This is a genomic window from Paenibacillus sp. FSL H7-0442, assembly GCF_038593105.1.
Classification (GTDB): Bacteria; Bacillota; Bacilli; order Paenibacillales; family Paenibacillaceae; genus Paenibacillus; species Paenibacillus polymyxa_D.
The window spans coordinates 4382828-4407373 of sequence record NZ_CP151963.1 but is presented as its reverse complement, the minus strand read 5'-3'; the positions used below and the strand labels follow the sequence as shown (position 1 = coordinate 4407373).

The following is a 24546-nucleotide window of genomic DNA, read 5'->3' as shown; positions in this document are numbered from 1 at the left end:
ATCTCTTTCTTAAATGGAGCATTAGTGAGGGTGATGTATTACGCTTTCCACTGCTTTGACCTTGACATATTCCGGTTTCCACATTGCATCCCGTATAGCTTGTTCAACATTTGAAATGTGTGCCTGAGCTACCTGATCCTGAATCGCTGCTTTCGCTACCGCAACCGCAACAACGTACGAAACATCACGTAATTTTTGGATATGAGGGAGCAACGCACCGCCAGGCTTATTCGAATCTACGCCATTGGCAACGGCATCTGCTGCGGCTGTAAACATCGCAGGGGTAATCCTTTTGGCTTTAACCACAATCGCACCCAGACCCAGTCCCGGGAACACAAAGGCATTGTTCGCCTGTCCAATTTCAAATTTCGTACCGTTATAAGTGACGGGGTCAAAGGGGCTTCCGGTAGCAATTAATGCCTTGCCATCGGTCCACCGTATTAGATCCTCAGGTATAGCTTCTGCAAGATTTGTAGGATTGGACATGGGCATAATGATCGGGCGTTCTACATGCTTCGCCATCTCTTTGATGATCTCTTCAGAAAAGGCACCGGCTACTCCAGAAGTTCCGATTAATATGGTAGGCTTCACCTGACGGATGACCTCCAGCAGCGGTATTTTGCCGTCATCCGACCGCGTCCATGAGCTGACTTCCTCTTTTTTACGTACATACGGTTTCTGATAATCCAGGACATCTTCCATATCGTCCGTTAACAGCCCGCGGTAATCAAAAGCCCAAAAGGACTTGAATGAATCCTCCTCCAAAAGACCATCCGCGATCATAGCGCCCCGAATTTGGTCAGCGTTACCGATCCCTGCTGCTCCTGGGCCGAAGACAAGTACCTTTTGCTCACGCAGCGGAGTCTTGGTGACACCCACCGCCGAAAGAATTGCAGCCAAGGTCACCGCTCCTGTACCTTGTATATCATCGTTGAAGGTGAGTATACTTTGACCGTATTTTCCTATAATATGGCGTGCATTTACGCTACCCACATCTTCCCAATGTAAAAGCGCCTTCGGGAATTGCGCTAACGTTTTGCTGATAAAAGTATCAATAAACTGGTTATAGGCTTCTCCGCGAACCCGTTTATGGCGGTTTCCGATGTACAGTGGATCATTCAGCAACTTTTCATTATTCGTACCTACATCCAGTACAATGGGCAGCACCCGCCCGGGATGAATGCCTGCCGCAGCCGTATACACTGCAAGTTTGCCAATAGCAATGTTAATCCCCCCGACACCCCAGTCCCCAATCCCCAAAATACTTTCGGAATCCGTCACGACGATCAGGTCCACATCCTCGCCGCTCAAACCGGAATTATAGAATGCTTGTCCAATACCGTTCGGATTATCTATCGACAAATATACGCCCCCAGGACGGTTGTACTCGTGACTGTATTCTTGAATCGCAGTTCCTACGGTCGGCGTGTAGACTACGGGCAGCATTTCACTCAAATGATCGGTTAACAGCCGGTAGTAGAGTACGACATTTCGATTATGAAGGTCGTTGAGAGAAGCATTTTTACGCAGCATGGTGGGTTGTGCCAGAAACTGCTGATATGCCCGTACGCTCTGTTTCTCTAATGAAAGGACGGTGGGAGGAAGGATTCCATCCAAACCCAGTTCTTTGCGTTCTTCTTCTGTAAAAGCAACGCCTTTGTTCAAAAGGGGATTTGCCAACACATCCTTCCCCCGTAAAGGAGTAGATAATGACCCATCGCGATTGACATAAAATGCTTCCATAGAAAGACCTTCCTTCTGTTCATTTACATAACTATTCATAACGAAAGATGACATGTTATCCATAGTATGGACGTGTCAATTTGTTTTATTCGTTTATTTATATATGACAAAATAACCATATTCATTTCTTTCTATTGATCTAAAAGGACTAACTTTCGATATGGATTCGCTAACTAATACTAAGTATTTTGGTTCTAATGAATCAGGTCTAAATACTCTGTTTTTATCAAATATGAAAATCAGTTTTTCTTCTCTTATTCTCTTATATATCATGGAGTGTCAGCTATTTTGTTAAGGAAATATGAAGTATTTGGACATTAATTTAATCCCTATAAACAAACATTCTTAATTCTTTTTCAACAAAATAGAACTATTCGGAGGAAAAGGAGAGGTTTGTGTGCAGGGACCTATAGCCATTTTTAGCGATAATGACAGGGCTATTGATTATCCCAATGTAATTTGTTTTTACCAATATATACAGTGCAAGGACACGGAGGCAGCTTCAGTCTACGAGAACGCATGTTGCTGCTTGATTGATTATAGGGAGCCGGGGGAGGCGGTGCGGAAAGCCAATCAGATCCGCAGCCAATTTCCGCAAATGCCATTGTTACTGGTGACGGATGTAACATTTCCGTTCAGTGATCAGCATATGGTGCAAATCACCGGAGTAGGCCGTTTGCGGCTGCTATTTTGGCAAGCCAATGACACCGAAGAAATGCTTTCGGAAATACAAAGCTTGCTCTATCCCGAGTATTCGACCAAAAGCCAACATATTGCATTTATCTTGTCTGTATATAACGAAGAGCAACGTTTTGTTCATGTCAAAACCTTTGCTGAACGACTGCAAGCCTTTATCCGCAGCCATATTATTGAAGGTTCGATTTATCTCATTGATGATGGCAGCCACGATGGCACCCATGCCTTGATTAAAGCGCTGGAGGCAGCAACGGACTTGTCCGTAAACCGGATTAATCAGAATCTTAGTCCGCTGCTTCAAACAAGGGAATTGGGACGCAATACACGTAAGGCAGGGACGTATCTGGAAGGGATGCGGACCATTGGTGCGGATTACTACGTATTTGTGGACGCGGACGACTCTTTTTTTATTGAGGATATTGCCAGAATGATTAATGTTGTTCAGCAGGGCTATTATGATGTCGTGATCGGAACCAAGGATATGACCGCCGAGAATCGATCTTTATTGCGATCTGTTGTCAGCTTTGGTAAACGGGTCATTTCACGTCCTTTTTTACCCACAGGTGTGGTGGATTCGCAGACTGGGCTTAAAGTGATGAGTTCGGTTGCAGTGAAGCGGATGTTTCCACATTTAAAGGAACAGCTCGGATTGGCGCTGGATCTGGAAATGATGTTTATTGCCAAGCGGCTCCAACTCCGTGTACTGCAATTACCCGTCAAATGTATTGACCGCGATGGCTCGCACATCCATGTCTGGAAGGATTCTATTCGTTTTTTGCGCTCCATCATTGATATTTGGCGACTGGATCGGAGGGTGAGATAACAACGTGAACAACCGATTGCGATCGTTGATGTTTCCTCTCTTTAATGTGCTGCTTAACGGATTTAATTTTTTCTTCCACATTGCAGCGAGCTGGTATCTTACCGGACAAGCCTATGGTCAAGCGAATGCGCTGCTGGCCCTTTTTGCACTGTTGTCCGTTTTGGGCTTATCCATCCAGCTATTGACCGCCAAGCTGGTATCCAAGGGTGGCAAGATGCTTGCGCTACGTAGCTTACCGCTCGGTTCTCTATTACTAAAAGCACCATTGGTGCTAACTGTGCTTGCCATGATCATTTTACTCATCATTCATCCGTTATTGCGCTCGCTTTTAGGCGTCGATTCCGCCCCGCTATTCATGCTGTATGGCTTGATCGGCCTACATATTTTGGTGAGTTCGTGCCGTGGAGATTTACAGGGTAGGGAACGCATGTTGGCGCTCAATGTGAACTATTACATTGAAGTAATAGGGAAGCTGAGCTTGTTTTTTGTTCTGGCTGCACTGGGGTTAAAGCTGGAAGCCCTACTATTGGCGAGCTGTGGGGGAATGTTGCTGTCGCTACTCCACGGCTGGATCGTTTCGGCTCGTGGCTTGTCCTTATTCACAACCAGTGGAGAACATATCCCTTCTGGGCTATGGCAGTCATTGGGTCAGGATTTCACCGATAGCCTTATGACGAATTTATTCATTTTGTTTTGTATCTCTATCGACATGTTGTATGTACAGCATTACTTTCCCGAGCAGGCCAGCAGCTATGCCATTGCGCTGAAGTACAGCCAGTTGGTCTATTACGTTTCGTATAGCCTGATTGCTGCCTTTATTCCAAAGCTCGGTGCGCAGGGGCATGACCGCCAAGCTTTGGGCAAGTTGATTGCCGTCTATGCCGGATTAATGGCTGTAGCTGCGATCTGTGTATATGTGGGCACGACCTTTGTGTTCCCATCCTCTATACCCATATTATTCGGAGCCTCTTACCAATCGGCCGAGGCCTATATTCCATGGGGGGGATGGGTGTACTGGTTATTTTCCATCGTGCTGTTTTTTGTGCATGTGCACGTATTGGTGGGCAGACGCAAATTTATGTTCAGTCTGATGGCAGGAGCCGCGGCTTTATTAGTAGCCTTTCATATTGCCCACACAGAGCCGGTAGATTTCTTGCTATCTGAGTTCATGGTTTACGGAGCTATGGCTCTCTACTTTGTGATAGACGCCTATGTGCATTTGTTCAAAATAAAGATAAAGGGGGATGTACCCCATGAATACCATACATGAACAGGACGGTAAAACCGTAGTTCTATTGCTGTCCTGGCGTGACATACGTTCACCTAAAAGCGGAGGAGCAGAAATTTTCACCCACGAAATGCTTAAACGCTCACAACAAGGCCGCTTCCAGTTCATTCATTTTTCACCCCAATTTGAGGGGATGCCTGAGCATGAAATTATCGACGGTATTACGTATATTCGAAAAGGAAACATATACAGTGTTATTTATTATGCGATGCGCTATTACCGTCGTCATCGAAGGAAGATCGACTATGTGATTAACCAGGCGAATACGCATCAATTCTTTACCCGATTTTGGGTGGAGGCATCCAAGCGGATTTTTTTCATACATCAGCTAACAAGGGAAATATGGTTTGAGAACGCCAAATTCCCGCTAAATGTTATTGGGTTTCATATGGAACCCTTGATGCTTAAGCTGGCTCGTAAGGATCGAACGCTTACGGTATCTCCGTCTACTCGGTATGATCTACTTAAGCTGGGCTTTCACCCGGATCGTGTTCATCTTTTACCGGAAGGCATTGAGTTTGATCATTGGCCGCGCGAACAATTTTTAACGAAGGAACCTAATCCGACCTTCATGTACGCTGGGCGCTTCGTCAAATATAAAGGCATTGATCTGGTCGTTGAGGCCTTTGGGCAGCTCAAGGAAAAGTTCCCTCAGGCTATGTTATGGATTGCCGGAAAAACCGATAAAACCTATGTGGCAGAACAATTGTTGCCGATTATGAAACGGTATGGATTAACATACGGAGAACCGGATGAACAGGGGCAATCGCAAGCTGATATTACCTTTTACGGATTTGTTTCAGCAGAGCATAAGCTGGAGCTGATGAGTCGTGCCCACGCGCTGGTGTTTCCTTCCTTGCGTGAAGGTTGGGGGTTGACAATTACCGAAGCGGCAGCGGTTGGAACGCCCAGCATTGTCAGCAATTCACCGGGTCTGGTGGATGCAACGGATTTTGGGAAGAGCGGATATCTATGCTTTCACGGCGACATCCGGGGATTATCTGAACAAATGGAAAGAGCAGCGAAGGGCGGCGAAGATTACATGGCCATCCGTGAGCGGGCGTATCAATATGCGTTAAGATTCCATTTTGATCATACGGCTGCTGCGTTTGAGCAGTTGATGGAAGATTGGGTAGAGGAGGCGGAACAGAGTGGACAAAGTGGTCATTCTCTTCTCCACGTACAACAATGAACGGACGATAGAGCCTTGTTTGCGAAGCTGTATGGGGCAAAATTACAAGGATCTGCATATTGTAATTGCTGATGATGGCTCCAATGACCGGACCGTCGAGACGATTCGTATGCTGTCGACAGGGAGCGCAGTACCCGTAACGGTATTGGAGCTTCCCCATGGGGAGCGGGGAGTCGCTAGGGTTAGAGCGGTTGAGGAAGCGAAACGCTTGGGTGCCGAATACATATTTGTATTGGATTCCGATATGATTTTAGCCGAACATCTGATTCAGCAGAGCATCGACTTTTTTGATGATCATCAGGATATTGGCGCTTTGGTCGTTCCGGAGGAGGCGTATTCGGAAGCGGACAATTTTTTTTCCAAAGTGAAAGTTTTTGAGCGAAATGTAATTAACAATGCGGGTGAGACCTTGGGAAAACGCTCCATTGAAGCGGCACGCTTCTGGCGAATGAGCGCTTATGAATCGACGGGCGGGTTTAATGCGGAGCAGATTGCTTTTGAAGAAATACAGCCGACCTTACGTTATATAGAGTCTGGTGGAGTCATTCGCCGGGCGGTATTTACACGGGTATATCATGATGAAAAACAGGTGTATCTGCACGATGTATTACGTAAAAAAGCCTACTACTTTTCAGTGATGGATCGTACGATGTCATCTGAAGAGGGCGGATTACGAAAGGCGCTGGAACGTTGGTATTTCTTCCGTCCGGTGCTGTATACGTGGGGGAATTTGAAAAACTATATCCATCACCCGTTGCTGACGATGGGAATGTTGTGGATGTATGTATGCCTAACTGTGATTGGGGTAGCCGCCGTGTTAAAGGGCGGCACCCGTCACTCAGGCGATCTCGCTAAGGCGGATAAGGCGTAACGATGAATGTCCGAGGGTCAGCGTATCCAGCGTGTACAGGTCGGGATCGGAAGATTCCGACTCCTCATACGGTATGTATAATGAATGCGTGGTTAACTGAATACCTTCCCCGTCAGGATGACGTAGTGAGCGGCCAACAGGATACAGCTCAGCAAGTGCAATGTGTACAGCAGTTACGATATCTTGTTCATTCAGCAGCACATAGGGTCGGTACGGGGCATTCAAAATGCTGTCTATAAATACTGACAGGTCGGAAGCTACGTTCTGGTCTGCTGCATGCAGGCTGTTTCGATTGAGTTTGGCTTGATCAAGCGCCTCATACAGTATTTTTTTTAGCGTATCATCATCCAGCTCCAGCGGTTTCGTCAAAAAACGGAACACACCGACTTGATTAATCGCCGATAAAATGGACTGCGTATGCAGGTGACCAGACAAAATGATTCGTACGATATGTGGATAATCTTTCTTAATCATGCGAAGGAAGGTAATCCCATCCAGACCAGGCATGAGCAGATCGGAAACGACCACATCAATCGGGTGCTGTTCCAGCACTTGTAGGGCTTCTTTGGGCGTGTGAGCGGTATGTAAGGTGAATGCTTCTTGCGTCAAGGTCCGTTCAAGCAGGGACAGAACCATAGGGCTGTCGTCAACAAATAGAATGTTTTGGGGTGTCATAAGAACTGCGCAACTCCAATCAGGAAGTAAGAAATGAGGAACTACATGTATAATATCAGCGTTTTGGCATTTTTGAAAGATGTCAATACAGAACGGGCGTTGCGTCTTTTTTGTGAACGATTTGATTCGGCTGAGCATGCCCTCTGGGAAAAAGGTATGCGTCTCCTTCATCAGTATCATGCTGCACGGCATACAGGGGTGACCCTGGTTGTCTCCAGCGCACTTCAGCATATGGACGATCGTCATGATATTTACGTTGTTGATCTGCGGGAATACGGCGAGGAAGAGTTGGATCGCTTATATATCGCAAAAACATGCGAGTTGATCCTACTGACGGACGGGGCAACGGAAACCGCTGCGAGGTTTGCTGCCCTCCAGCGCCGCACTCCCCGTTTGCTGTGCGCACGGCTACCGCTGGTCAGCTACGAGCTGGAATGCCTGATGCAGGCTATTTTGAGCCGTCGTGAACAAAATGGAGGGGACAGGGAAGCATGAAACAATGGGCTTTGTTGAAACCAGGTTGGCAAAAGCTGATCCTGTACCTGATCGTACTGGGTGTGACCGTGTTTTTGGCCGCTGTGCTTCAATGGTTTGTCGTGCGACAATTCAGTGTTCACTTGGCGGAGATTCAGAATGAACAGCTCCAGTATGAGGTACAGGAACTTTCTAGCAGCATAACCGAGCGTTATGCCGCATGGCAGGCTGAATTGAAGGAGCTGTCGTCCAGTCTGGGCAGAGATATGCTGAATCAGGGAACACGCCAGTATCCTGAGGGGTTTAAGCGTGAAAGCGGGGCCTTTTATGTGCTGGATGAACAGTATCATGTGATGGTCGGACGAGATAATCGTGAGATGAAAAGTGCGGTCCAGCAGATTAAGTGGCTGCAAAATGGTTGTGCAGTAAGCTCTTTTGTGACAGAGGATCATCAGCCTGCCCAGTATATCGCATGCAGGATTCAAGGAGCGCAGATGGGCGGTTTTATGGTGCGCAAGGTTGACGCTGATATGCTCAGCGGAATTATTAAAAGTAAACCGGTTAACCAGTATGAGACTTTATTTTATAATGGTCAATTTAAAGTTGTAGCTTCCCGAAGTAATCCGGATATTAACCGAACGGACATCACGGGCGTCACCCGTAGGCTGCTGGAGGGCAATACAGGTGTCATTGAAGATGACGGTGAAAAATACGGGATAGGATTTAGCCGCATTGGGGAAGAAGCCCTTTACATATCGGTTAAGGATGTCAGCGAGGATACAGCACAGCGAATCAGCTCCTTCGGCAAACAGTTGTGGATGGTCATGGTTCTAATATTGTTCATTCTGTGGGCCATGCTCGTACAGTTCCGCAAAAGGATTGTGAAGGATGCCATCGTGAACAACCAGGTGCGTGATCAACGGCGAGATGAAGATATGCGACAGCAGCAGGACATGTATTATTTGCCGTTAATGCAGACGATTGAGCAGCAGCTACAAGAGCTGCAAGAGCAGACTAGCCGTCTCACAGGTGGTGATGATTTGAAGTTGCTGGGATTCTATCATGATCTAGCAAACCGCTTTGAAGCGGCTTCCAGTCAGGGAAAAGGAGCCTCTCATGAGGAACTGGAGTATTTTCGCGAGTTGAATGAAAATTTTATCCAGGGTCGCCTCAGACAGGAATCCTCACTGGGAGAGTTACTGACGGGAGTTCGTAGCTTGCGCGATGAGCTGGAAGAGAAGATGCATGATAATAGTGGAATTAGCTTTACAGATATGAATGAAATATTGTCTGAGTCGCTGAAATGGGCGAACCGTTCATTGAACATGAAGAACATTCAAGTGATCTTGCGGCAAGAGCCTGTTCCATCGATTGCAGCACAAGCACCCATGCTGTACAAAACGATTCAGGGACTGCTGGAAAATGCAGTGCAGGCCATGGGACGCCAAGGCGGAGAACAGCCTGAGGATCAAGAACAGGGCCAAACAGGTCTGCGGTCCAAGCGACAATCTCAAGTGCTTAAGGTTAGTTCACGGCTGGAAGAAGGAGAAATTGTTATTATCATTGAGGACACAGGCGGCGGGATTGATGATAAAATGCGTTGGAGCTATTTCCAGCCAGACTATTCCCAAAACTCGCAGGAGCATGCATTCAGCTTGTACCATATGGATGCATACCTGAAGACCATAGGCGGCCGTTTAAAGCTGCGTAATACCGATCAGGGCTTGCAGGCAATCGTTCGTTTGAGAAGATAGGTCCAAGATAACCGACAGATATACGAGAAGTTCAAGAGAGGGGGACAAGCATGAAAAAATGGGTATTTCACTATCGTTACGATATGGCGGCAATGATGTTGATGCTGATTGCGATTGTTGCATATCTTGCACCCATCTATGGACCAGGGCAAATTGTGTTTAGCGACATTGCTTTTGGAGCCACCTCTCATCGGTATCTGGAGGAAATAACCGGGGTATGGAACGAGCGATGGTCTACCTCGACCTTGTTCAATGCTCCACGTATCCTGTACATCTTGCCCTTCTATGGACTGTCACTCTTATTTGAGGAAAGCGGACCGGTCTTGCTCAAGTCGTTTATTACAGGCTTGTTATTTGTTTCGGCATTTTCGATGTATGCCTTTGCCAAACGATTGGTTAGCGTGTATTATTCACCAAGCTTTACGAAGACCCGTATTTTTGCCATCATGGTCGGCTCGTTGTTTTATGCGTTGAATCCGTGGGTTATTTTCCGCATTCAGCATATTTATTTGCTCTGTGGATATAGTTTATTTCCGTTAATGCTGCGGTTCTTTTTCAGTGCGGTGGACCCCAAGTTTCAAATTCAACAAATTAAAAACTATCATTCCCACAAGCTGTATCAGCGGAACTGGATCGACCTGTTTCTGTTGGCTGCGGTATTCACCGTTAGTGCTGCGGCAATTCACTATTTTTTCTTCGGCATGATTTATTTGGGCTTGTTCACCATGTTGCTATTGATCAAGCTGACCTGGACCCACCGTAAGGCTGGTCGCACCTATTTGCAGCCGTTATACGGCAATTTTTTGCGTAAAGGGATCATTTTTGGCATGTTTTTCGGTCTGCTCAGTTTTTATTGGTTGTCTCTATATGTCGGTAGCATGTTGATGGACGCTCAAGCGTCTCAGCATAATATCAATGTCGTGGATACGTTGTCTCTGTTCAGCCGCAACAGCAGTTTAAATAATGTGGGTTATTTACTGAGCTATTGGTGGCCCATGTTTTCCTTGTCCTCACTGCCTGTCATGTTTTATGTAGGAGGGGGATTTTTGTTGCTATTGATCGGGTATGCGATGGTGACACGTTCACATAAAAATCCGATCATTCTGATCTTCTCGCTACTTACGCTGCTGTTTCTGGTTGCAGCTACCGGGACGACGTTCCCATCGATTGCCAAGTGGTTTGTCATTCTGGTTACGAAAACCCCTGTGATTGGTTCGGTTTTCCGTGATCCTAACAAATTTATTGGACTGATTGCCCTTAACTTCGGGGTGTTGCTGACCTTTGGTGTCATTCAATTTATGGAATGGTTCGGATCCTCGCCGCTACAGCGTGTATATAAAAAGCTGGCGGTCGTTATCGTTGTCTTGTGCCTGGGGGTATATTTTGCTCCCTTGCGCACTCAGTTCATTGAGGGGTACTACAAGCCAGTACAAGTGCCAGAGGCTTATGCTCAAATGGCTGAAAAGCTGACTGATCCGGATCGTTTCGATAGCAAGGCATTATACTTTCCGATTGCTGACAATATGATTCAGAGCTATAACGGAGTAGCCACGCCCAAATGGAATAAAGGGAAGACCGCAAACGAAAAGGCAACGGGAGATTTTCAGGTATACTCTTCTCCTAAAAATACGATCTTTCATCATGAGGGCAATGATCCCGGTATTACATACTATATGAATTTTCTACAGTATGTCATGGACAACGGATTAAGCTCCCGATTAGGTTGGCTGTTCTCTACCTTTGGTGTTAACCAGTTGGTCTACCATGATGAATATGTGGGACAGGAGAAGCGTCAGGATTTCCACCTCTCTCAGCTGGAAGGTCAGACCGGGCTGAAACGTACGTACCAGAACGGGCTATTTTCCATATTCAATCTCGACCAGACACCGCCCTATATGAACATCCTTGCCAGTAAAATTGTAACACCTTACGGTTTTAGCCGACTAGAGAGCTACAGTCATCTGCCTGGTTTTGATTTTAGCCGCTTTGGAGTGCTGTTCAGTGCGTTAAAGCCTGAGCTAAAAACCATCCAGACGATTAACAAAGGGGATTATGTGGAAGCGGCGTCCTTTAATGACTTGCTATTGTCACAGCTTCCAGCAGAGGATTACTTACGGCCTTTTGATGCCATTGAGGATGGTAATGCCTTTTTAAAATGGTCCAAAACCTTTGCCTCGACCAACGATTGGTTGTGGTATTTATCCTCCCAAAATATACGGAACTTTCCGTTCGATATGGAAATGGATGCAGGGATTGCGGTCACCTTTGCCAGTAAGAAGCTGGATGTGGCCCCGTATCAGATGAGCAGCATCGAAGGGAAGACGGTTGTGGACTTTGATTCCATGTTGCGGACCGAAACCTTCTTCAAGCCGGATAACCCGCAGTTGTTCAGTGTGCAGGCTAATCCCCGTGAGGAATTGAATGATGTGCCAACTCTGCATGGCGAAATTATGAAGGGTGACCCGAGTAATATATGGCAGGTCGCTCGATCGGGTTTGCTGGAAGCCAAGGAAAATAATCCGTATCAGTTCCAAATTACTGTTTCCGGTCGCGGAACGAACAAAATGCATGTGAAAATGAGATTTTACGATAAGCAAATGCGTGAACTGGGGGTTAGCTATGTCGTGGCGCCTTCGGAGGGATATAATTTTGACAGTGTGAAATTTTACGGGGAATACGTGTCGCCGCCCGGCAGCTATTGGATGCGAATGGATTTGTTAACCCTGCAGCGTCCACAGCAAAAAAATTACTGGTGGATTCATGATATCCAGCTACGTGATTTGGGGCAATACAGTAAGCCTAACACGTTTACGATGCACAAAAAACTGGATCAACCTCAAACCTCGCATGTATATGCCAGAGTGTTTATGAATAAGGCAGGCGGGAAATTACAAGTCACGTTACCGGACAAAGTGGTTAGTATCAAGACCCAGGATGATGGTTTAAACCAATTTCAATGGGTCGATCTGGGAGAACATGTTTTTCCAAAAGGAGATACTCCAGTCACGGTTAATAACCTGCAAGGTTTTAATGCGGTCAATCAATTTGCGATTGTGCCTGTGGATCAGCTAGATCAGTTATCTTTTCCAGTGGAGCAGGCATTGAAGCGGGGCAAGCTCTTTTTCACCTTGGAGGCAGAGAACGATTTTAACGCCCAAGGGAATGTGCAGACGGAGCGTGCTTTGCCAAGACTTAGTATGGGGCGAGGGATCAGCTATCAGAAGGGGACGTTAAGCAGGGATGTGGAAGTCGCCAAAACGGGAACCTATGCCACAGCTATTTTGGCCAATCTACCTGCAGGATACCATGGGTCATTAACGATGAAGTGGGTGAATGAAGAGACGGGAGAGGTGCTGACCAGAACGATTCGTACGGAAGAGTCGTATAAGCGGTTACCCGCTACCTCTTTATCTGAAAAGCAGGTTATTGAAACGGTGCCCGATCAGGATGGTTTTGCCAAGAAAATCATACAAATTCCCGGTCTGCTGAACGACTATGGCCGAATAGAATTCAAAAATCTGTTCCTAACCAAGGGAAAGTATCACTTAACCCTTGTGCTGGACAGCCAAGTACCGTCATTGAGCCGTTTTGGAGATATTCATCGAATGGGCGGGCAGGAAGTGACGGTAATGCCTGGGGAGAACACGAAGGAGTCATTAGACACGGATGTCGGATGTGTAGCGGATATACGACCTGGCCAGACGAACCTGTCATTTATGGACGAAGGACTCTCTATCCGTTACGCACCCAGCTATTCCTGTGACTGGAATATTTATGCGTCCAAGAAAATGAAGGCCGAGCCGCTGCAAGAGTATGCCGTGCAGTTGGATGCGCGATCCGAACAAGTTGGAAGTCGGCACATGAAGGTCATTTTTTTGAATAAAGTGTCCCAGGTTCTCCAAACCTCCTATATTGATGAGGTGGAGGAGAGAGATAAGGAACAATGGAATCATTATGATCAAATTGTGAAGGCACCGGCAGGAACCGCCATGATGCAGTTTCAAATTTTAGCGCATGCGCACAAGAAGCAGTCAGGCTTATTTCAAATGAAGGAATATTCCATTATCCCTTATCAAGCCATGATTACAGTGGATCAATTTACGTTGTTTGAGGGAACGGATATGGATACCTTTTTTATGGCACCACATGCTTCGGAAAGCATTCAGGCTACTCGTGAGAATTCCATGGAACGTAGTTTTACGCTATATAATCCGACGCATCAGCAGGTGCTGATCCGGGAGACCGAATCACCCAATCCACTATGGGAGTTCAGACTGGGTGGCGAAAATCAGCGAGCCCGTCTGTCTGTGAATGGAGTAACTACCGGATTCATTACCAATGGTAACGGGAACGGGAAAGTCGTCGTTATTCTGGCTTCCGCCTACCGTTTTGGATGGGGATTGTTCCTCATAGGGATACTGGGTGGAGCAGCTTGTTTTCTTCCTTATCGGCGATGGAAGAAGCGAAACCTTCCATAAAAAGCAAGCTGCTCAGTGGGGAAATGGGTAGCCATGATACGGCTACATCTCATATTTGTAGCCTCTGCCCCAGACGGTACGGATGTGCTGAGGATTTTTAGGGTCACGTTCTATTTTTTTGCGGAGGCTGGAAATATGTACGTCGATAGTGCGATCCAGATAAGCGCCATCTCCGCCTTTGATCCGATCCATCAGCTCGCTGCGGGTAAAGACTTTACCTGGATTGCAGGACATTTCTTTTATAATAGAAAATTCGATTTGAGTGACTTCTATTTCTTGGTCATCGACTAACAGACAATGACGGTAATCATTCACCCATACCCTTACCTTTTTATTCTTTTGAGTTACCGTTTGCGATTCAGTGAGCATGTTGCGGCCGCAGCGGCGCAGCAGGGCTTTGATGCGGGCATTTAACTCTATCAGACTGAACGGCTTGCATAAGAAGTCATCTGCTCCGTCATCCAGAGCTTTTATTCTTATATTCAGCACGGTGTTATTAGAGATGACCAGCATAGGGACTGTGGTAAATTGACGGATTTGGCTGATCAGCGCACATTCGACTTTACCGGAAAACATTAGAGCAGTCACAATAATATCCGGCTTAAAACGCATGAGTGTAGGAATTGCAAGTTTAGAGTCATAAATAAGCTCGGTATGATAGCCTTCCTCCTGAAGGTGAAGAGCAATCATATCTGCCAAACCTTTTTGATCTTCAATGATGAGTATTTTTATGGGCATGACTGACATCTCCTGTACAGACAAAGATACAATAGCATTGCATAATCATGTATTTGCCACGATAATACATACTTATGTATTCGGCAGAAATGCGAAAAATGAACAGTCTTATAATGTAAGAAAAATATTAATTTACAGGAAGAAGGTTGCATCTTTGCGAATGATTTTATTATCTGGAGGTTCGGGTAAACGTCTGTGGCCCTTATCCAATGTGAACCGTCCCAAGCAGTTTCTTTCCATACTACGTCACGACGAACGGCCCGAAAGTATGCTGCAACGAATATGGAGGCAATTAGATGAGGCGAATTTGGCAGATGAGGCCTATTTTTCGACGAGTGGAACTCAGGCCGAGCTGATTCGAGGACAAATTGGCGGAGATGCTGTAGTGATTGAGGAGCCGACTCAGCGAGATACTTTCCCGGCCATTTCACTGGCTACGGCCTACTTGCATGACGTTGCAGGCGCATCACTCGACGAGATCGTAGGGGTCATGCCTGTGGACGGGTATACGGGAGATGAATTTTTTGAGCATCTGCGCAGGCTTCCTTCCATATTAGAGCAATCAGGAAGCCATATCGCATTAATGGGGGCTGCTCCGACGGAACCCTCTGATAAATACGGATATATTGTGCCTTCAGCCTCTCCTTCACTTGACCAGCCATATTATAGGGTTAGTTCATTTGTAGAAAAGCCGGATCTGATTCGTTCAGAGGCGTTGATCCGTGAAGGGGCCTTATGGAATTGCGGGGTGTTTGCTTTTAGACTGGGCTTTTTATTGGATATTCTGAAGCAAATGGGTATACCAGCCGACTATGAATCTCTTTCGACAAATTATGCAGACTTGCCTAAAACTAGCTTCGATATCGCGGTAGTAGAGCATACTCATAAGCTCTCTGTGCTTCCATATCATGGAGAGTGGAGAGACTTGGGCACATGGGATTCGTTGGTGAGAGAAGTAAGCTCGAAGCTGAGTGGTCCAGGATATATTTCAGAAGCTTCACATGACTCGCATATCATCAATGAACTGGAGATTCCGGTCAGTATCTGGAATGTCCCGGACATTATCGTCGTTGCCGGGCCGGATGGCGTGCTGGTTACGGATCGGCAGTCATCCACAGGAATTAAGGATATGGTGGCGGAAATTGAAATCGGACCACGTTTTGAGGAGCGCTTCTGGGGAAAGCAAACGGTGTTATCCCATCAAGCGGCAGCAAGTGGATTGCAGACAGTGACCAAACGCGTGGTCATTTCAAACGGGAGATTTATCAGCTATCATGAGCATCAGTTTCGTAAAGAAGTTTGGACTATAGTTTCTGGAACCGGGAGTGTCTCTATCAATGGCGTGATACAGACAGTCAGCCCCGGTGAGGTCATCGTCATTGAACCCGGTACAAAGCATTTTATAGGGGCAGTAGAAGGAGATTTAGAATTCATTGAGTCACAAATCGGACATATCGTATCCGAAACGGATATTATCCGTTATGAATTTCCTGATTCGATTGACGACCATACTCATGAAGTGTCTACAATATAGGGACTGATAGATACGAACGAGGTTTATCAGAAGGCAGTGAAGAGTAGTAGGAACTATTTTTTATGGGTATTCGGATTTTATGGCGGAGAAGGGTTTATAGCTGGCCCTTCTCCAATTTCTCGATCAAGGTGGAAAAATCGATTCCCAGCAAGATTATTTCTTCTGGCTTACGAACAACTTCAATAGGTGGCATATTAAACATCGGGAAGTTTTCCTCCCGTAGATCGTAGCTATCAAACCGCCTCTGGTACTTAGGCTTACGTTGCTTTTTAAGTCCCTCTGTAAAGAGTATTTTGGCTCGTAGGGCTTCAAAAGAGTATCCCCTGCTTAAACGATTAATGACTCGAATAAGGCTGTTTAGAGACTCCGTATAAGCGTTTGTAATGCGATGGTCGAAGTAGGCGAATATTTCCTCTTCCCAGTTCTTCATAGCCTTTGTAAGTGGTTCAAAAGCGGATTGCAGTTCAGTTGGTATTTTAGCTTTCCATTCGTTGTATTTAAGGAATGCCGTCTGTCTGCTATCACATTCCCAAATATCGAAATATGATTCCTTTAAGTCATAAGCAGTGCCGAGAGAAGGATGATTCTTTGTCCAAAGGTCAAGCGTAATTTTATCCATCTCTGTAAGCGCTATATGGCGTTTTAGGAGGATAAAACGGTCGTGCCTCAGCCCGCGGCGTTCTTTTGGCGATAATCCTTCTCGGAGCTGCTTACGAATGGTTTCTAACGCTTGGTTTGCCATACGGAGAACATGAAACTTATCGACGATGATAAGAGCTTTTGGCAAGATAGCCCTCACGGCGTCCTTATATGGTTGCCACATATCCATTGTGACGTATCGTATTTGTCCTCTATTTGGAAGGCGTGAGAGGCAGTCTATAACGGTTTCCTTGTTACGATTGGGCAAAACGTCTAACAACGTATGTTCCTCAATATTGGTTAAAACGCATCTTGGCTTAATAATGTGTATTTCGTCAATCCCAAGCCAATTAGGAGTTTCAAAACGAAGCGTTACTTTAAGACGATTGAGGTAATCACGAAAGATGTTACGTATCGTTTTTTCATGCAATCCAACATCCTCGGATATGCTGACAAACGTGCGTTTAAGGCTTTGCTTCTCTATATAAGACAATAATCGTTTGGTACAGTTTCGCTTTTCGTCTATGGTGTGATCTAAGTGTTCCCAAAAGGTTCGATTGCAATCTTTACAGCGATACCTCTGACGCTTTATAAGAAGGCCTGCACGCTTGCCATGAATGGGCAAGTCCATATAAACTTGTTCCCTGCTGTCGTGTTTGTAGAGGTTGGCTATGCATCCGCAATGAGGGCAAGCCAAAGGTGGAGAGTTCGTCACCACTTGTATTAGAAAATCAAATTCATTTTCACTAATACTTAATATGTTGAAGTTTGGAAGATTTAAAATATCCATATGAATTTCTTCTATGCATTTATGATGCAAACTCCTTCTTTGTTTTCGCGTGACTGGTCAAAATACCGCTGAATATAAAAGATAACAACGAACCGGCAAAGCATATAGCCGCAAACATGCCTACGGCGGAAAAACCGTTAAAAGTCGCGTAAATCAGGCCTGCGATCCAAGAACCGAGCGTTGTCGCAGCGTACATGTTTGAATTGGCCAAGCTGGAGATCGTGCCGCGGATGGTCGGATTTAGTGAATTCAGCATTCCCAATATTAGGGGAAAAGAGATCCCCATGTTAACGAATATGAAAAAGTAAACACTTTCGAAAGCCGCAACCGACGGCAAGAGAGGCAACACAATAAAACATATGATAGAGACAAGAAAGCCTACAACCAGCGTATTGAAACGGTTTAACGTTTTGATCACATAGGCACCGCCAAAGCTCCCGACTATATTCCCAAGACCTAGAAAAAACATTACGTATCCCGTTTGATCAATTGAAAGGTGAAAGCGATCCGTCACCCATTTTCCAATGAAAGAAAAGGCAGCAAAGAATCCACATTGAAATAAGAAATGAGCGAGGAAAGCCTTTCTTGCCATTCGGCTATTCAATAGTGGGATGTATCTACTGAAAATCGGAGTCCTGGTTTTTTGGCCTTGATTTGGTTTCATTTCGGGCAAAGCATAGAAGATGAATACTGCTACCAATAATGCACATGCACCGATTGTAAAAAAAGGATAATACCAATGGGTTGAGGCAAGCAGACTTCCAATAGGGATACCGAACGCTTGGGAAGCAGCCAAGCCTGCCATGACGAATCCTGATACTTTGGCGATTTTTGACGTTGGAAACAGAGTAGGGATCGAGGCCCAGACTTGAGGCGCCGTAAATGCTGCGCTGACTCCGGCTAAAAAACGGAAGAAGAACATCGACCAAAAACCTGTGGCAAAGCCGCATAACATGGTTGAAACAGAGAAGCAGATCATGCCGGAAAGCATTACTTTTTTGCGATCCCATCCATCGGAAAGCGGTCCAGCAATCAGTGCAAAAATGGCATAACCTAAAGCATAAGACCCTACCATCCAACCGGAATATTCAGTTGGGATATGAAACAAGCTCTGAAGAGTGGGGATGAGCGGAGATATCAAAAACGTATCCGTACCGATAACAAACATGATGAGGAAAAATAAAGCAGTTAATTTGATCATTTTATTCACCCTTTTTAGTTAGTTCTATAGTTCAAAGATTATTGAACTAATGAATAAAAAAAGAATTTCTTTCTACAATGTATCCAGAAATCCAGGTAAGTAAGTTTGAAATGTCTCCAAATCGATGCTCATATACTTCGTTTGAGCTTCTTTTCGTACCTTGATCAATTTCGCCTCCTTTAAAGCACGCAAGTGATACGAAGTATTCGATTTCGTAGTATCGCGAATGTGTCCTACTTCTCCACAATTCATTTCCTTCTTGCTGGCGTATAGAGCTCGTATGATGTCCAATCTTGTTTCATCAGCTAACGCCTTAAATATTTTGACTCTGAGCTCATCATTTATTATTTTTTGAGTAGTCATAAAACCATTGTACTAAGATATCGCTACAAATCAAGTCTTTAGAAAAATACCACCATATTCTCCGATTTTTAAGTGAAATGTTTTGATTTTGTCTCCACCATAAAATCCGAATGCCCCTTTTTTATTAGAGCTTGGAAGACCTGTGCATTCCTAAAAAGGTATTCATGCGTTATACGAATGAATACCTTTTTTTTGCATAAACAGTTCTCTGTGTTTGTAATGAATTGAATAGAAAAGAGACTTATAAAATAATAATTTTCTTGGAAGTCAGCCACTCTTTTACAGCATCCGTCCTGAGGTCTCTTTTGGGCGTCCATTCTATTTTATCAACCAGCTTGCCGTTTCTGAATTCTGCAATAGTGGGGGTGTATTTAACATTGTAATCCTCTTTGAATTTATTCCATTGAGGCTTGTCCTTATGGATTTTGTGAACGTTCAAAAAAGTAATTTTAGAGCCTAGATTATACTGTTCGATCATCTTGTTAAAGTTAGGCTCAAACCGATTGCAGTCTCCACAACTGGGTCTGCCGACATAGACAAACACACTTTGATCCTGCTGAATCAAACGCTTAAAACCATCTAGTGTAACCGCATTCAAGTGGTCATATATTTCGGGATAATTGCTTTTGCTTGCTTGGATCTCTTTATCTTTCTGCTGAACAACCTGCTCCAGATCTTGAAATTTAACTACAGCTGAAATAGCGATACCAATGAGAAGCAATACAATGACACTTAACCCGGCGATATATCCTTTTTTCACAGAAACCCTCCTTTTTTTACAATCTCAAACTTACAATAAATGATTTTTTCGTTTTTCACTGTAACACTTGTCTCATTATGTATAAAAAAGAAGCTTTCCCGTAGGGAAAGCTTCTTTAGTCAGCATTTTGCATAATTCGATTCCCAACGCTTGTAAGTACAGTATATAGACGAATTAAAGCATTTCGATCTATATACTGCTGATTTGAAAACGCTCCTGGGATTTATGCAAAATGCCCTAGTCTGATAATTAAATGTTAGACCACAACAGTCAACAAGTAATCCTCACGCTTCACTTCAGTTTCCATTGTGTTCAATACGTCCAGGTATTGAGCGGAATTTGTTACGATAATCGGCGTAGTCGTTGTATAGCCTGCCGCCTTAATTTGTTCGATATCAAATTCGAGCAACAATTGCCCTTGCTTCACTACATCACCCTCTTTGACGCGCTTGTCAAAGAATTGTCCTTTCAGCTTCACTGTATTCACACCAACGTGAATCAGAATTTCTGCTCCGTCATTGGAAGTAATACCGATGGCATGTCCGGTTGGGAATACGGTCGTAATCGTTCCATTGACAGGAGATGTCAGCACACCCTCTGTAGGATCAATAAGGATTCCTTTCCCCATAGCACCTGAAGCAAAAGCAACATCAGAAGATTGTTCCAAAGGCAATACTTTACCTTGCAGTGGGCTTACGAGAATTTCTTTCTCGATTGTCACTTCTTTCTTTATAGGCGCAGCTTCTGTTTTTGCAGTTTCTTCTTTTGGATCATCAAAGCCCAAAATCATAACCAACACAACTGCGAGTACAAAGGCAACGAGCAAACCGATGACTACCCACAAGAATCCAGCTCCAAAATAAGTTGGCAGCGCCAGTAAACTAGGCAGGGAGAAGGATTTTGCAGTCGCTCCGCCAGAAGCGATAATAGCGCCCCCAATACCACCGGATATGCAAGCATAAATGAAAGGTTTTTTCAATTTCAAAGTTACACCATAAATCGTTGGTTCTGTAATCCCGAATACAGCCGCCAGTGTAGAGGAACCCGCCAAAGCCTTCATTTGAGTATTTCGTGATTTCAGGAATACCCCCAGTGTTGCACCGGCTTGAGAAAGTACGGCTGCTGTAAGCATTGGAAGCATCGTGTCATAACCCAATGTTTGAATATTGGACAGCATAATAGGAACGAAGCCCCAATGTACACCGAAAATAACAAACACTTGCCAGAATGCACCAGCCACAGCTCCGGCGATCAATGGGCTTAAATTGTATACCCATGTAAAACCGTTCGCCAAGCCTTGACTGATCAGGTTACCGACTGGACCAAAGGCCAAAAACGTCAACGGAACAACAACTAGCAGTGATAGCATAGGGACGATAATGTTTTTAACCGATTGATGAACAAAGGAATTAAACCAACGTTCCACATAGGACTGTACCCATACCGCGAGAATAATTGGGATTACGCTGGAACTGTATTTTATCAGAATGATTGGAATCCCGAGAAAAGCCAGTTTTGCCGGATGATCCACCGCTGCAATAACATCCGGGTACACGAGTGCTCCAGCAACTGCGACCGATACAAAGGCATTTGTCTTAAATTTACGGGACGAAGTAATAGCCAGGAATATAGGCAAGAAATAAAATACGCTGTCCGAAGCGGCGTTCAAAATGAGATACGTACCGCTTGTAGTATCAATCCAATGAAGCGACGCAATTAAGGCCATAATCCCTTTGAGCAAACCTGCTCCGGCAAGAGCACCCAAGAGAGGTGAGAAAATGCTGGAAATGATATCGACCGCTTTGCCGAGAACATTTGTTTTTTCGGAAGATTCTTCCTTTTTGGCATTAGGATTGTCTGCATCCTGCAAATTCGTTTCTGCCATCATATGCTCAAATACTTGACCTACATTGTTGCCGATGACCACTTGGAACTGGCCGCTGCTTTCCACCACTGTAATGACACCAGGTGTTGCTTCCAGTGCAGCTTTGTCTGCTTTTGTGCGATCTTTTAATTTAAATCTCAAGCGTGTAGCGCAATGGAATACGGAATTGACATTCTCTTCGCCGCCAACGAGAGTCACTATTTTTTTAGATAGTTCTTTATCACTCATATTTAGAACTCCTTATGGGTTATTCTTGCTACTGATAGGGTTTACCGTTTACATTTGTTGCTAAGATGCGCCGGCATGCATCTTTTTAACCTTGTAAACAAGAAAAACCTAAACTCGTGGTGAAAACTGCGCACTCTTCCTATAAGGGAACGTCGATTTCACCATCAGTTTAGGTTTTGCCTGCCTTACCAGTCACAATCCATGAACGATGAGGGGTATGAAGTTGTTAGTCTTATATGTTATTACGCTCAGTTACCCGATGAATATGGATAGTTAGATATACGTATTCATCCTTGCTTAAATATTGATCGTATGTTTTTTCCAGATACTCATTGATCTTTTGGGCGCAAGCAAAAGCTTCGGCATACGTCTGCTTCACCTGGTTGTACAAGAATTCTTCACCACTGTGAATGACTTCTTTACGAATCACTCGCATCGCAAAATATTGCAAATGTGTCAAAAATCTCGAATAGCTAAAAGAAGACTCATCCAGCACAATCCCGTAATGGTACGTAATAATGTTCAATATATGTTGGACAATCTCAGTCATTTTCAGTGTAGATTTCATTTCGTTACCGTCAATCCGTGCATTCACCATATGCAATGCAATAAATCCCGCTTCATCTTCGCCCAATTTTACTCCGAGCGTATTTTCAATTTTTTGGAGAGCATCCAGTCCAACTGCAAATTCTTTTTTGTAAAAGCGTTTAATTTCATACAGCATCGCGTTTTGGAGTGCCAGTCCTTTTTCTTGCCGTTGTATGGCAAAATGAATATGGTCGGTCAACGTTAAATAAATATTATCGCTTAACTCCGTATCCAACACTTCTGTTGCATGGGTTACGATTTCATTCACGACCTCCAGATGAGATACAGGAATATCGTTCAGCAGCTCGGTTAGTTTGGCCGTGAACTCGTTTTCATTTAACATGAAAATCTTATCTATTTTATCATCATCGACTTGATCGCCAGCCACCTTTTTGAAGGAAATACCTCTTCCCATCACGATGACCTCTTTGCCTTTATCGTTTTTAGTCAATAGGACGTTGTTATTGAGCACCTTCTCAATAATCATTGAAGTTCCCCCTCCCATCCTTTACCAATAAAAAATGCCTAAGCACAATTCAATACTATTGTTAGCAATAGTACTCAATTGAACTCAGGCATTGCCCGCATCACCGGTCACAATCCTTCGATATAGTGCTATTGTAGCACAAAAAAAAGCGATTTCAACATTTTTTATTCTGTTTCGACAAAAAACATTTTATATCAAGACCCTTTTGCCTAATTTGCAAGTAAAGCGTTACCTTATGTGGTCGTACGTTCAATGAGGCTGTACTCTAGCGAATGAAGCTCCATTTGGCGTCCAATCAGCTGGGGGGAAAGCATGAAAAAAGCATTTTGTGCTTGAGCCATGATGGGATTTTGAATGGTTGTAATCCCCAACGTATGCGACAGCTCCGTGTTATCAAACCCAACAATCGCCAGATCTCCCGGTACGTTCAGCCGTTGTCTGCGTGCTTCGCAGAGAATGCCCACAGCTACATAATCGTTAGCACATAAAATAGCCTCTGGGAATTCCCCCCGATGCTGTAACAAATCCCGTACGACCTGTTCGCCATCACGGATATTATAAATTGAAGAGTGATTCCAGTGTTGCAACACTGACAGATTGTGCTCACTCATGATCTGTTCATAGGCTCGTTGTCTGCTATGGGTATTGATGCTGCTCGGACGACCAAAAGCATTGGCTATACGGGTATAGCCTTTTTGTATCAAATGCTTTAATGCTAGCATGTAACCTTCATATTGATCCATTGCCACGGAGCGAATATCGGTATGCTCCATTCGTTGCCAGGCCACGATCGGGCCATATTTACAATAGGTACTCAAAAAATCAGTGTCATTCACGCAGGAAATGATGACCAGCGCGTCGACTCTTTTTCTTTTTAAATCTTCAAAAGCTTGAAGCTCTTTCTTTTTGTCTTCTCCCGAAGTATAAATAATGGTCTGGAATTCATATTGTCCGGCGATTTCTACAAAGCTGTCCAGAAAAGCAAGAACAATTTCATTAATCGTTGAAGTGATGATACCAATCTGAAGCGTCTGACCCTTGGATAGGGAAATGGCATTCCGATTAGGAACATAATCTAATTCCTGCATGATTTTCAAAATCTTAGCTCTTGTTTCATGACTGACATGGGGGGACTGATTTAATACTCTGGATACCGTAGCCTTGGAAAAGCCCGCCAGTTTTGCAATTTGATCAAGATTCGACATGGTGCTTCTCCTCACATAAGAAAAAAATACTTGACATGAAACGCGTTACAACAATTAGGATGCTTATGAGGGCATTACATCTATTTTAAAGCATCTGTCAATGCATTTCAAAGGAGAACGGTTACCGTTAGGTA

Annotated in this window: 18 protein-coding genes; 8 read left to right on the top strand and 10 right to left on the bottom strand. The window is 44.6% G+C overall.

The window, feature by feature from the left end; all coding sequences use genetic code 11:
- Nucleotides 1–21: 21 nt before the first annotated feature.
- Nucleotides 22–1743: an NAD-dependent malic enzyme gene (locus MHH57_RS19355; protein WP_029518372.1), complete on the bottom strand. Its 1722-nt coding sequence runs from the start codon at nucleotides 1741–1743 to the stop codon at nucleotides 22–24.
- A gap of 397 nt (nucleotides 1744–2140) precedes the next feature.
- Between MHH57_RS19355 and MHH57_RS19350 the strand changes: the two genes are divergently transcribed.
- Genes MHH57_RS19350 through MHH57_RS19335 form a run of 4 tightly spaced genes read left to right on the top strand, consistent with a single transcriptional unit; the run spans nucleotide 2141 to nucleotide 6613 of the window.
- A complete protein-coding gene (locus MHH57_RS19350; RefSeq protein WP_029518373.1) occupies nucleotides 2141–3262 on the top strand; it encodes a glycosyltransferase in 1122 nt (373 codons plus the stop codon).
- Nucleotides 3263–3266: 4 nt separating this feature from the next.
- Nucleotides 3267–4532 (top strand): hypothetical protein, encoded by a 1266-nt coding sequence (locus tag MHH57_RS19345; protein WP_029518374.1) that lies wholly within the window; start codon nucleotides 3267–3269, stop codon nucleotides 4530–4532.
- A complete protein-coding gene (locus MHH57_RS19340) occupies nucleotides 4516–5742 on the top strand; it encodes a glycosyltransferase family 4 protein (RefSeq protein WP_341071183.1) in 1227 nt (408 codons plus the stop codon). The genes MHH57_RS19345 and MHH57_RS19340 overlap by 17 nt, the downstream gene beginning before the upstream one ends.
- Nucleotides 5702–6613, top strand: a complete 912-nt coding sequence (locus MHH57_RS19335; protein ID WP_342434419.1) for a glycosyltransferase family 2 protein — start codon at nucleotides 5702–5704, stop codon at nucleotides 6611–6613. The genes MHH57_RS19340 and MHH57_RS19335 overlap by 41 nt, the downstream gene beginning before the upstream one ends.
- On the opposite strand, the gene MHH57_RS19330 is transcribed toward MHH57_RS19335, so the two are convergent.
- A complete protein-coding gene (locus tag MHH57_RS19330; protein WP_069011050.1) occupies nucleotides 6581–7288 on the bottom strand; it encodes a response regulator in 708 nt (235 codons plus the stop codon). The genes MHH57_RS19335 and MHH57_RS19330 overlap by 33 nt on opposite strands.
- Before the next feature lie 45 nt (nucleotides 7289–7333).
- Between MHH57_RS19330 and MHH57_RS19325 the strand changes: the two genes are divergently transcribed.
- From MHH57_RS19325 to MHH57_RS19315, 3 genes are read left to right on the top strand one after another with little or no spacing between them, the layout of a single operon-like run.
- Nucleotides 7334–7783 carry a hypothetical protein gene (locus tag MHH57_RS19325; protein ID WP_029518378.1) on the top strand — a complete coding sequence of 150 codons (450 nt, stop codon included), beginning with the start codon at nucleotides 7334–7336 and terminating at the stop codon, nucleotides 7781–7783.
- Entirely contained in the window at nucleotides 7780–9516 is a 1737-nt protein-coding gene (locus MHH57_RS19320) for an ATP-binding protein (protein WP_342434418.1), read from the top strand. Before MHH57_RS19325 ends, MHH57_RS19320 begins: the two co-directional genes overlap by 4 nt.
- Nucleotides 9517–9566: 50 nt before the next feature.
- A complete protein-coding gene (locus MHH57_RS19315; protein WP_342434417.1) occupies nucleotides 9567–13994 on the top strand; it encodes a hypothetical protein in 4428 nt (1475 codons plus the stop codon).
- A gap of 42 nt (nucleotides 13995–14036) precedes the next feature.
- Here the strand turns inward: MHH57_RS19315 and MHH57_RS19310 are convergent, their stop codons facing one another.
- Complete coding sequence (locus MHH57_RS19310) at nucleotides 14037–14732, bottom strand: response regulator transcription factor (RefSeq protein WP_165148762.1); 696 nt, start codon at nucleotides 14730–14732, stop codon at nucleotides 14037–14039.
- 160 nt (nucleotides 14733–14892) lie between these two features.
- On the opposite strand from MHH57_RS19310, the gene MHH57_RS19305 reads away from it, so the two are divergent.
- Nucleotides 14893–16266 carry a sugar phosphate nucleotidyltransferase gene (locus MHH57_RS19305; protein ID WP_049817031.1) on the top strand — a complete coding sequence of 458 codons (1374 nt, stop codon included), beginning with the start codon at nucleotides 14893–14895 and terminating at the stop codon, nucleotides 16264–16266.
- A gap of 94 nt (nucleotides 16267–16360) precedes the next feature.
- On the opposite strand, the gene MHH57_RS19300 is transcribed toward MHH57_RS19305, so the two are convergent.
- The 7 genes from MHH57_RS19300 to MHH57_RS19270 all read right to left on the bottom strand — a co-directional run bounded on the left by MHH57_RS19300 (nucleotide 16361) and on the right by MHH57_RS19270 (nucleotide 24412).
- The gene (locus tag MHH57_RS19300) at nucleotides 16361–17695 is read right to left on the bottom strand and encodes an ISL3 family transposase (protein WP_341039891.1); all 1335 of its coding nucleotides are present in this window, start codon (nucleotides 17693–17695) and stop codon (nucleotides 16361–16363) included.
- 19 nt (nucleotides 17696–17714) lie between these two features.
- Nucleotides 17715–18896, bottom strand: a complete 1182-nt coding sequence (locus MHH57_RS19295; protein WP_029518384.1) for an MFS transporter — start codon at nucleotides 18894–18896, stop codon at nucleotides 17715–17717.
- Between the two features lie 72 nt (nucleotides 18897–18968).
- Complete coding sequence (locus MHH57_RS19290) at nucleotides 18969–19259, bottom strand: metalloregulator ArsR/SmtB family transcription factor (RefSeq protein WP_058710457.1); 291 nt, start codon at nucleotides 19257–19259, stop codon at nucleotides 18969–18971.
- Between the two features lie 241 nt (nucleotides 19260–19500).
- Nucleotides 19501–20019, bottom strand: a complete 519-nt coding sequence (locus MHH57_RS19285) for a thioredoxin family protein (protein ID WP_342434416.1) — start codon at nucleotides 20017–20019, stop codon at nucleotides 19501–19503.
- 256 nt (nucleotides 20020–20275) lie between these two features.
- Nucleotides 20276–22132, bottom strand: coding sequence for a beta-glucoside-specific PTS transporter subunit IIABC (locus MHH57_RS19280; protein WP_029518386.1), 1857 nt, complete (start codon nucleotides 22130–22132; stop codon nucleotides 20276–20278).
- 232 nt (nucleotides 22133–22364) lie between these two features.
- Nucleotides 22365–23207, bottom strand: coding sequence for a PRD domain-containing protein (locus tag MHH57_RS19275; RefSeq protein ID WP_341039889.1), 843 nt, complete (start codon nucleotides 23205–23207; stop codon nucleotides 22365–22367).
- Nucleotides 23208–23440: 233 nt separating this feature from the next.
- Nucleotides 23441–24412 (bottom strand): LacI family DNA-binding transcriptional regulator, encoded by a 972-nt coding sequence (locus MHH57_RS19270; RefSeq protein WP_069011250.1) that lies wholly within the window; start codon nucleotides 24410–24412, stop codon nucleotides 23441–23443.
- Between the last annotated feature and the right edge of the window lie 134 nt (nucleotides 24413–24546).

What these genes read in the sequence shown, in the direction of transcription:
- MHH57_RS19355 (WP_029518372.1), bottom strand. Translation starts at nt 1,743, where the DNA reads ATGGAAGCATTTTATGTCAATCGCGATGGGTCATTATCTACTCCTTTA.
- MHH57_RS19340 (WP_341071183.1), top strand. Translation starts at nt 4,516, where the DNA reads ATGAATACCATACATGAACAGGACGGTAAAACCGTAGTTCTATTGCTG.
- MHH57_RS19330 (WP_069011050.1), bottom strand. Translation starts at nt 7,288, where the DNA reads ATGACACCCCAAAACATTCTATTTGTTGACGACAGCCCTATGGTTCTG.
- MHH57_RS19325 (WP_029518378.1), top strand. Translation starts at nt 7,334, where the DNA reads ATGTATAATATCAGCGTTTTGGCATTTTTGAAAGATGTCAATACAGAA.
- MHH57_RS19320 (WP_342434418.1), top strand. Translation starts at nt 7,780, where the DNA reads ATGAAACAATGGGCTTTGTTGAAACCAGGTTGGCAAAAGCTGATCCTG.
- MHH57_RS19315 (WP_342434417.1), top strand. Translation starts at nt 9,567, where the DNA reads ATGAAAAAATGGGTATTTCACTATCGTTACGATATGGCGGCAATGATG.
- MHH57_RS19310 (WP_165148762.1), bottom strand. Translation starts at nt 14,732, where the DNA reads ATGCCCATAAAAATACTCATCATTGAAGATCAAAAAGGTTTGGCAGAT.
- MHH57_RS19305 (WP_049817031.1), top strand. Translation starts at nt 14,893, where the DNA reads ATGATTTTATTATCTGGAGGTTCGGGTAAACGTCTGTGGCCCTTATCC.
- MHH57_RS19300 (WP_341039891.1), bottom strand. Translation starts at nt 17,695, where the DNA reads ATGGATATTTTAAATCTTCCAAACTTCAACATATTAAGTATTAGTGAA.
- MHH57_RS19295 (WP_029518384.1), bottom strand. Translation starts at nt 18,896, where the DNA reads ATGATCAAATTAACTGCTTTATTTTTCCTCATCATGTTTGTTATCGGT.
- MHH57_RS19290 (WP_058710457.1), bottom strand. Translation starts at nt 19,259, where the DNA reads ATGACTACTCAAAAAATAATAAATGATGAGCTCAGAGTCAAAATATTT.
- MHH57_RS19280 (WP_029518386.1), bottom strand. Translation starts at nt 22,132, where the DNA reads ATGAGTGATAAAGAACTATCTAAAAAAATAGTGACTCTCGTTGGCGGC.
- MHH57_RS19275 (WP_341039889.1), bottom strand. Translation starts at nt 23,207, where the DNA reads ATGATTATTGAGAAGGTGCTCAATAACAACGTCCTATTGACTAAAAAC.
- MHH57_RS19270 (WP_069011250.1), bottom strand. Translation starts at nt 24,412, where the DNA reads ATGTCGAATCTTGATCAAATTGCAAAACTGGCGGGCTTTTCCAAGGCT.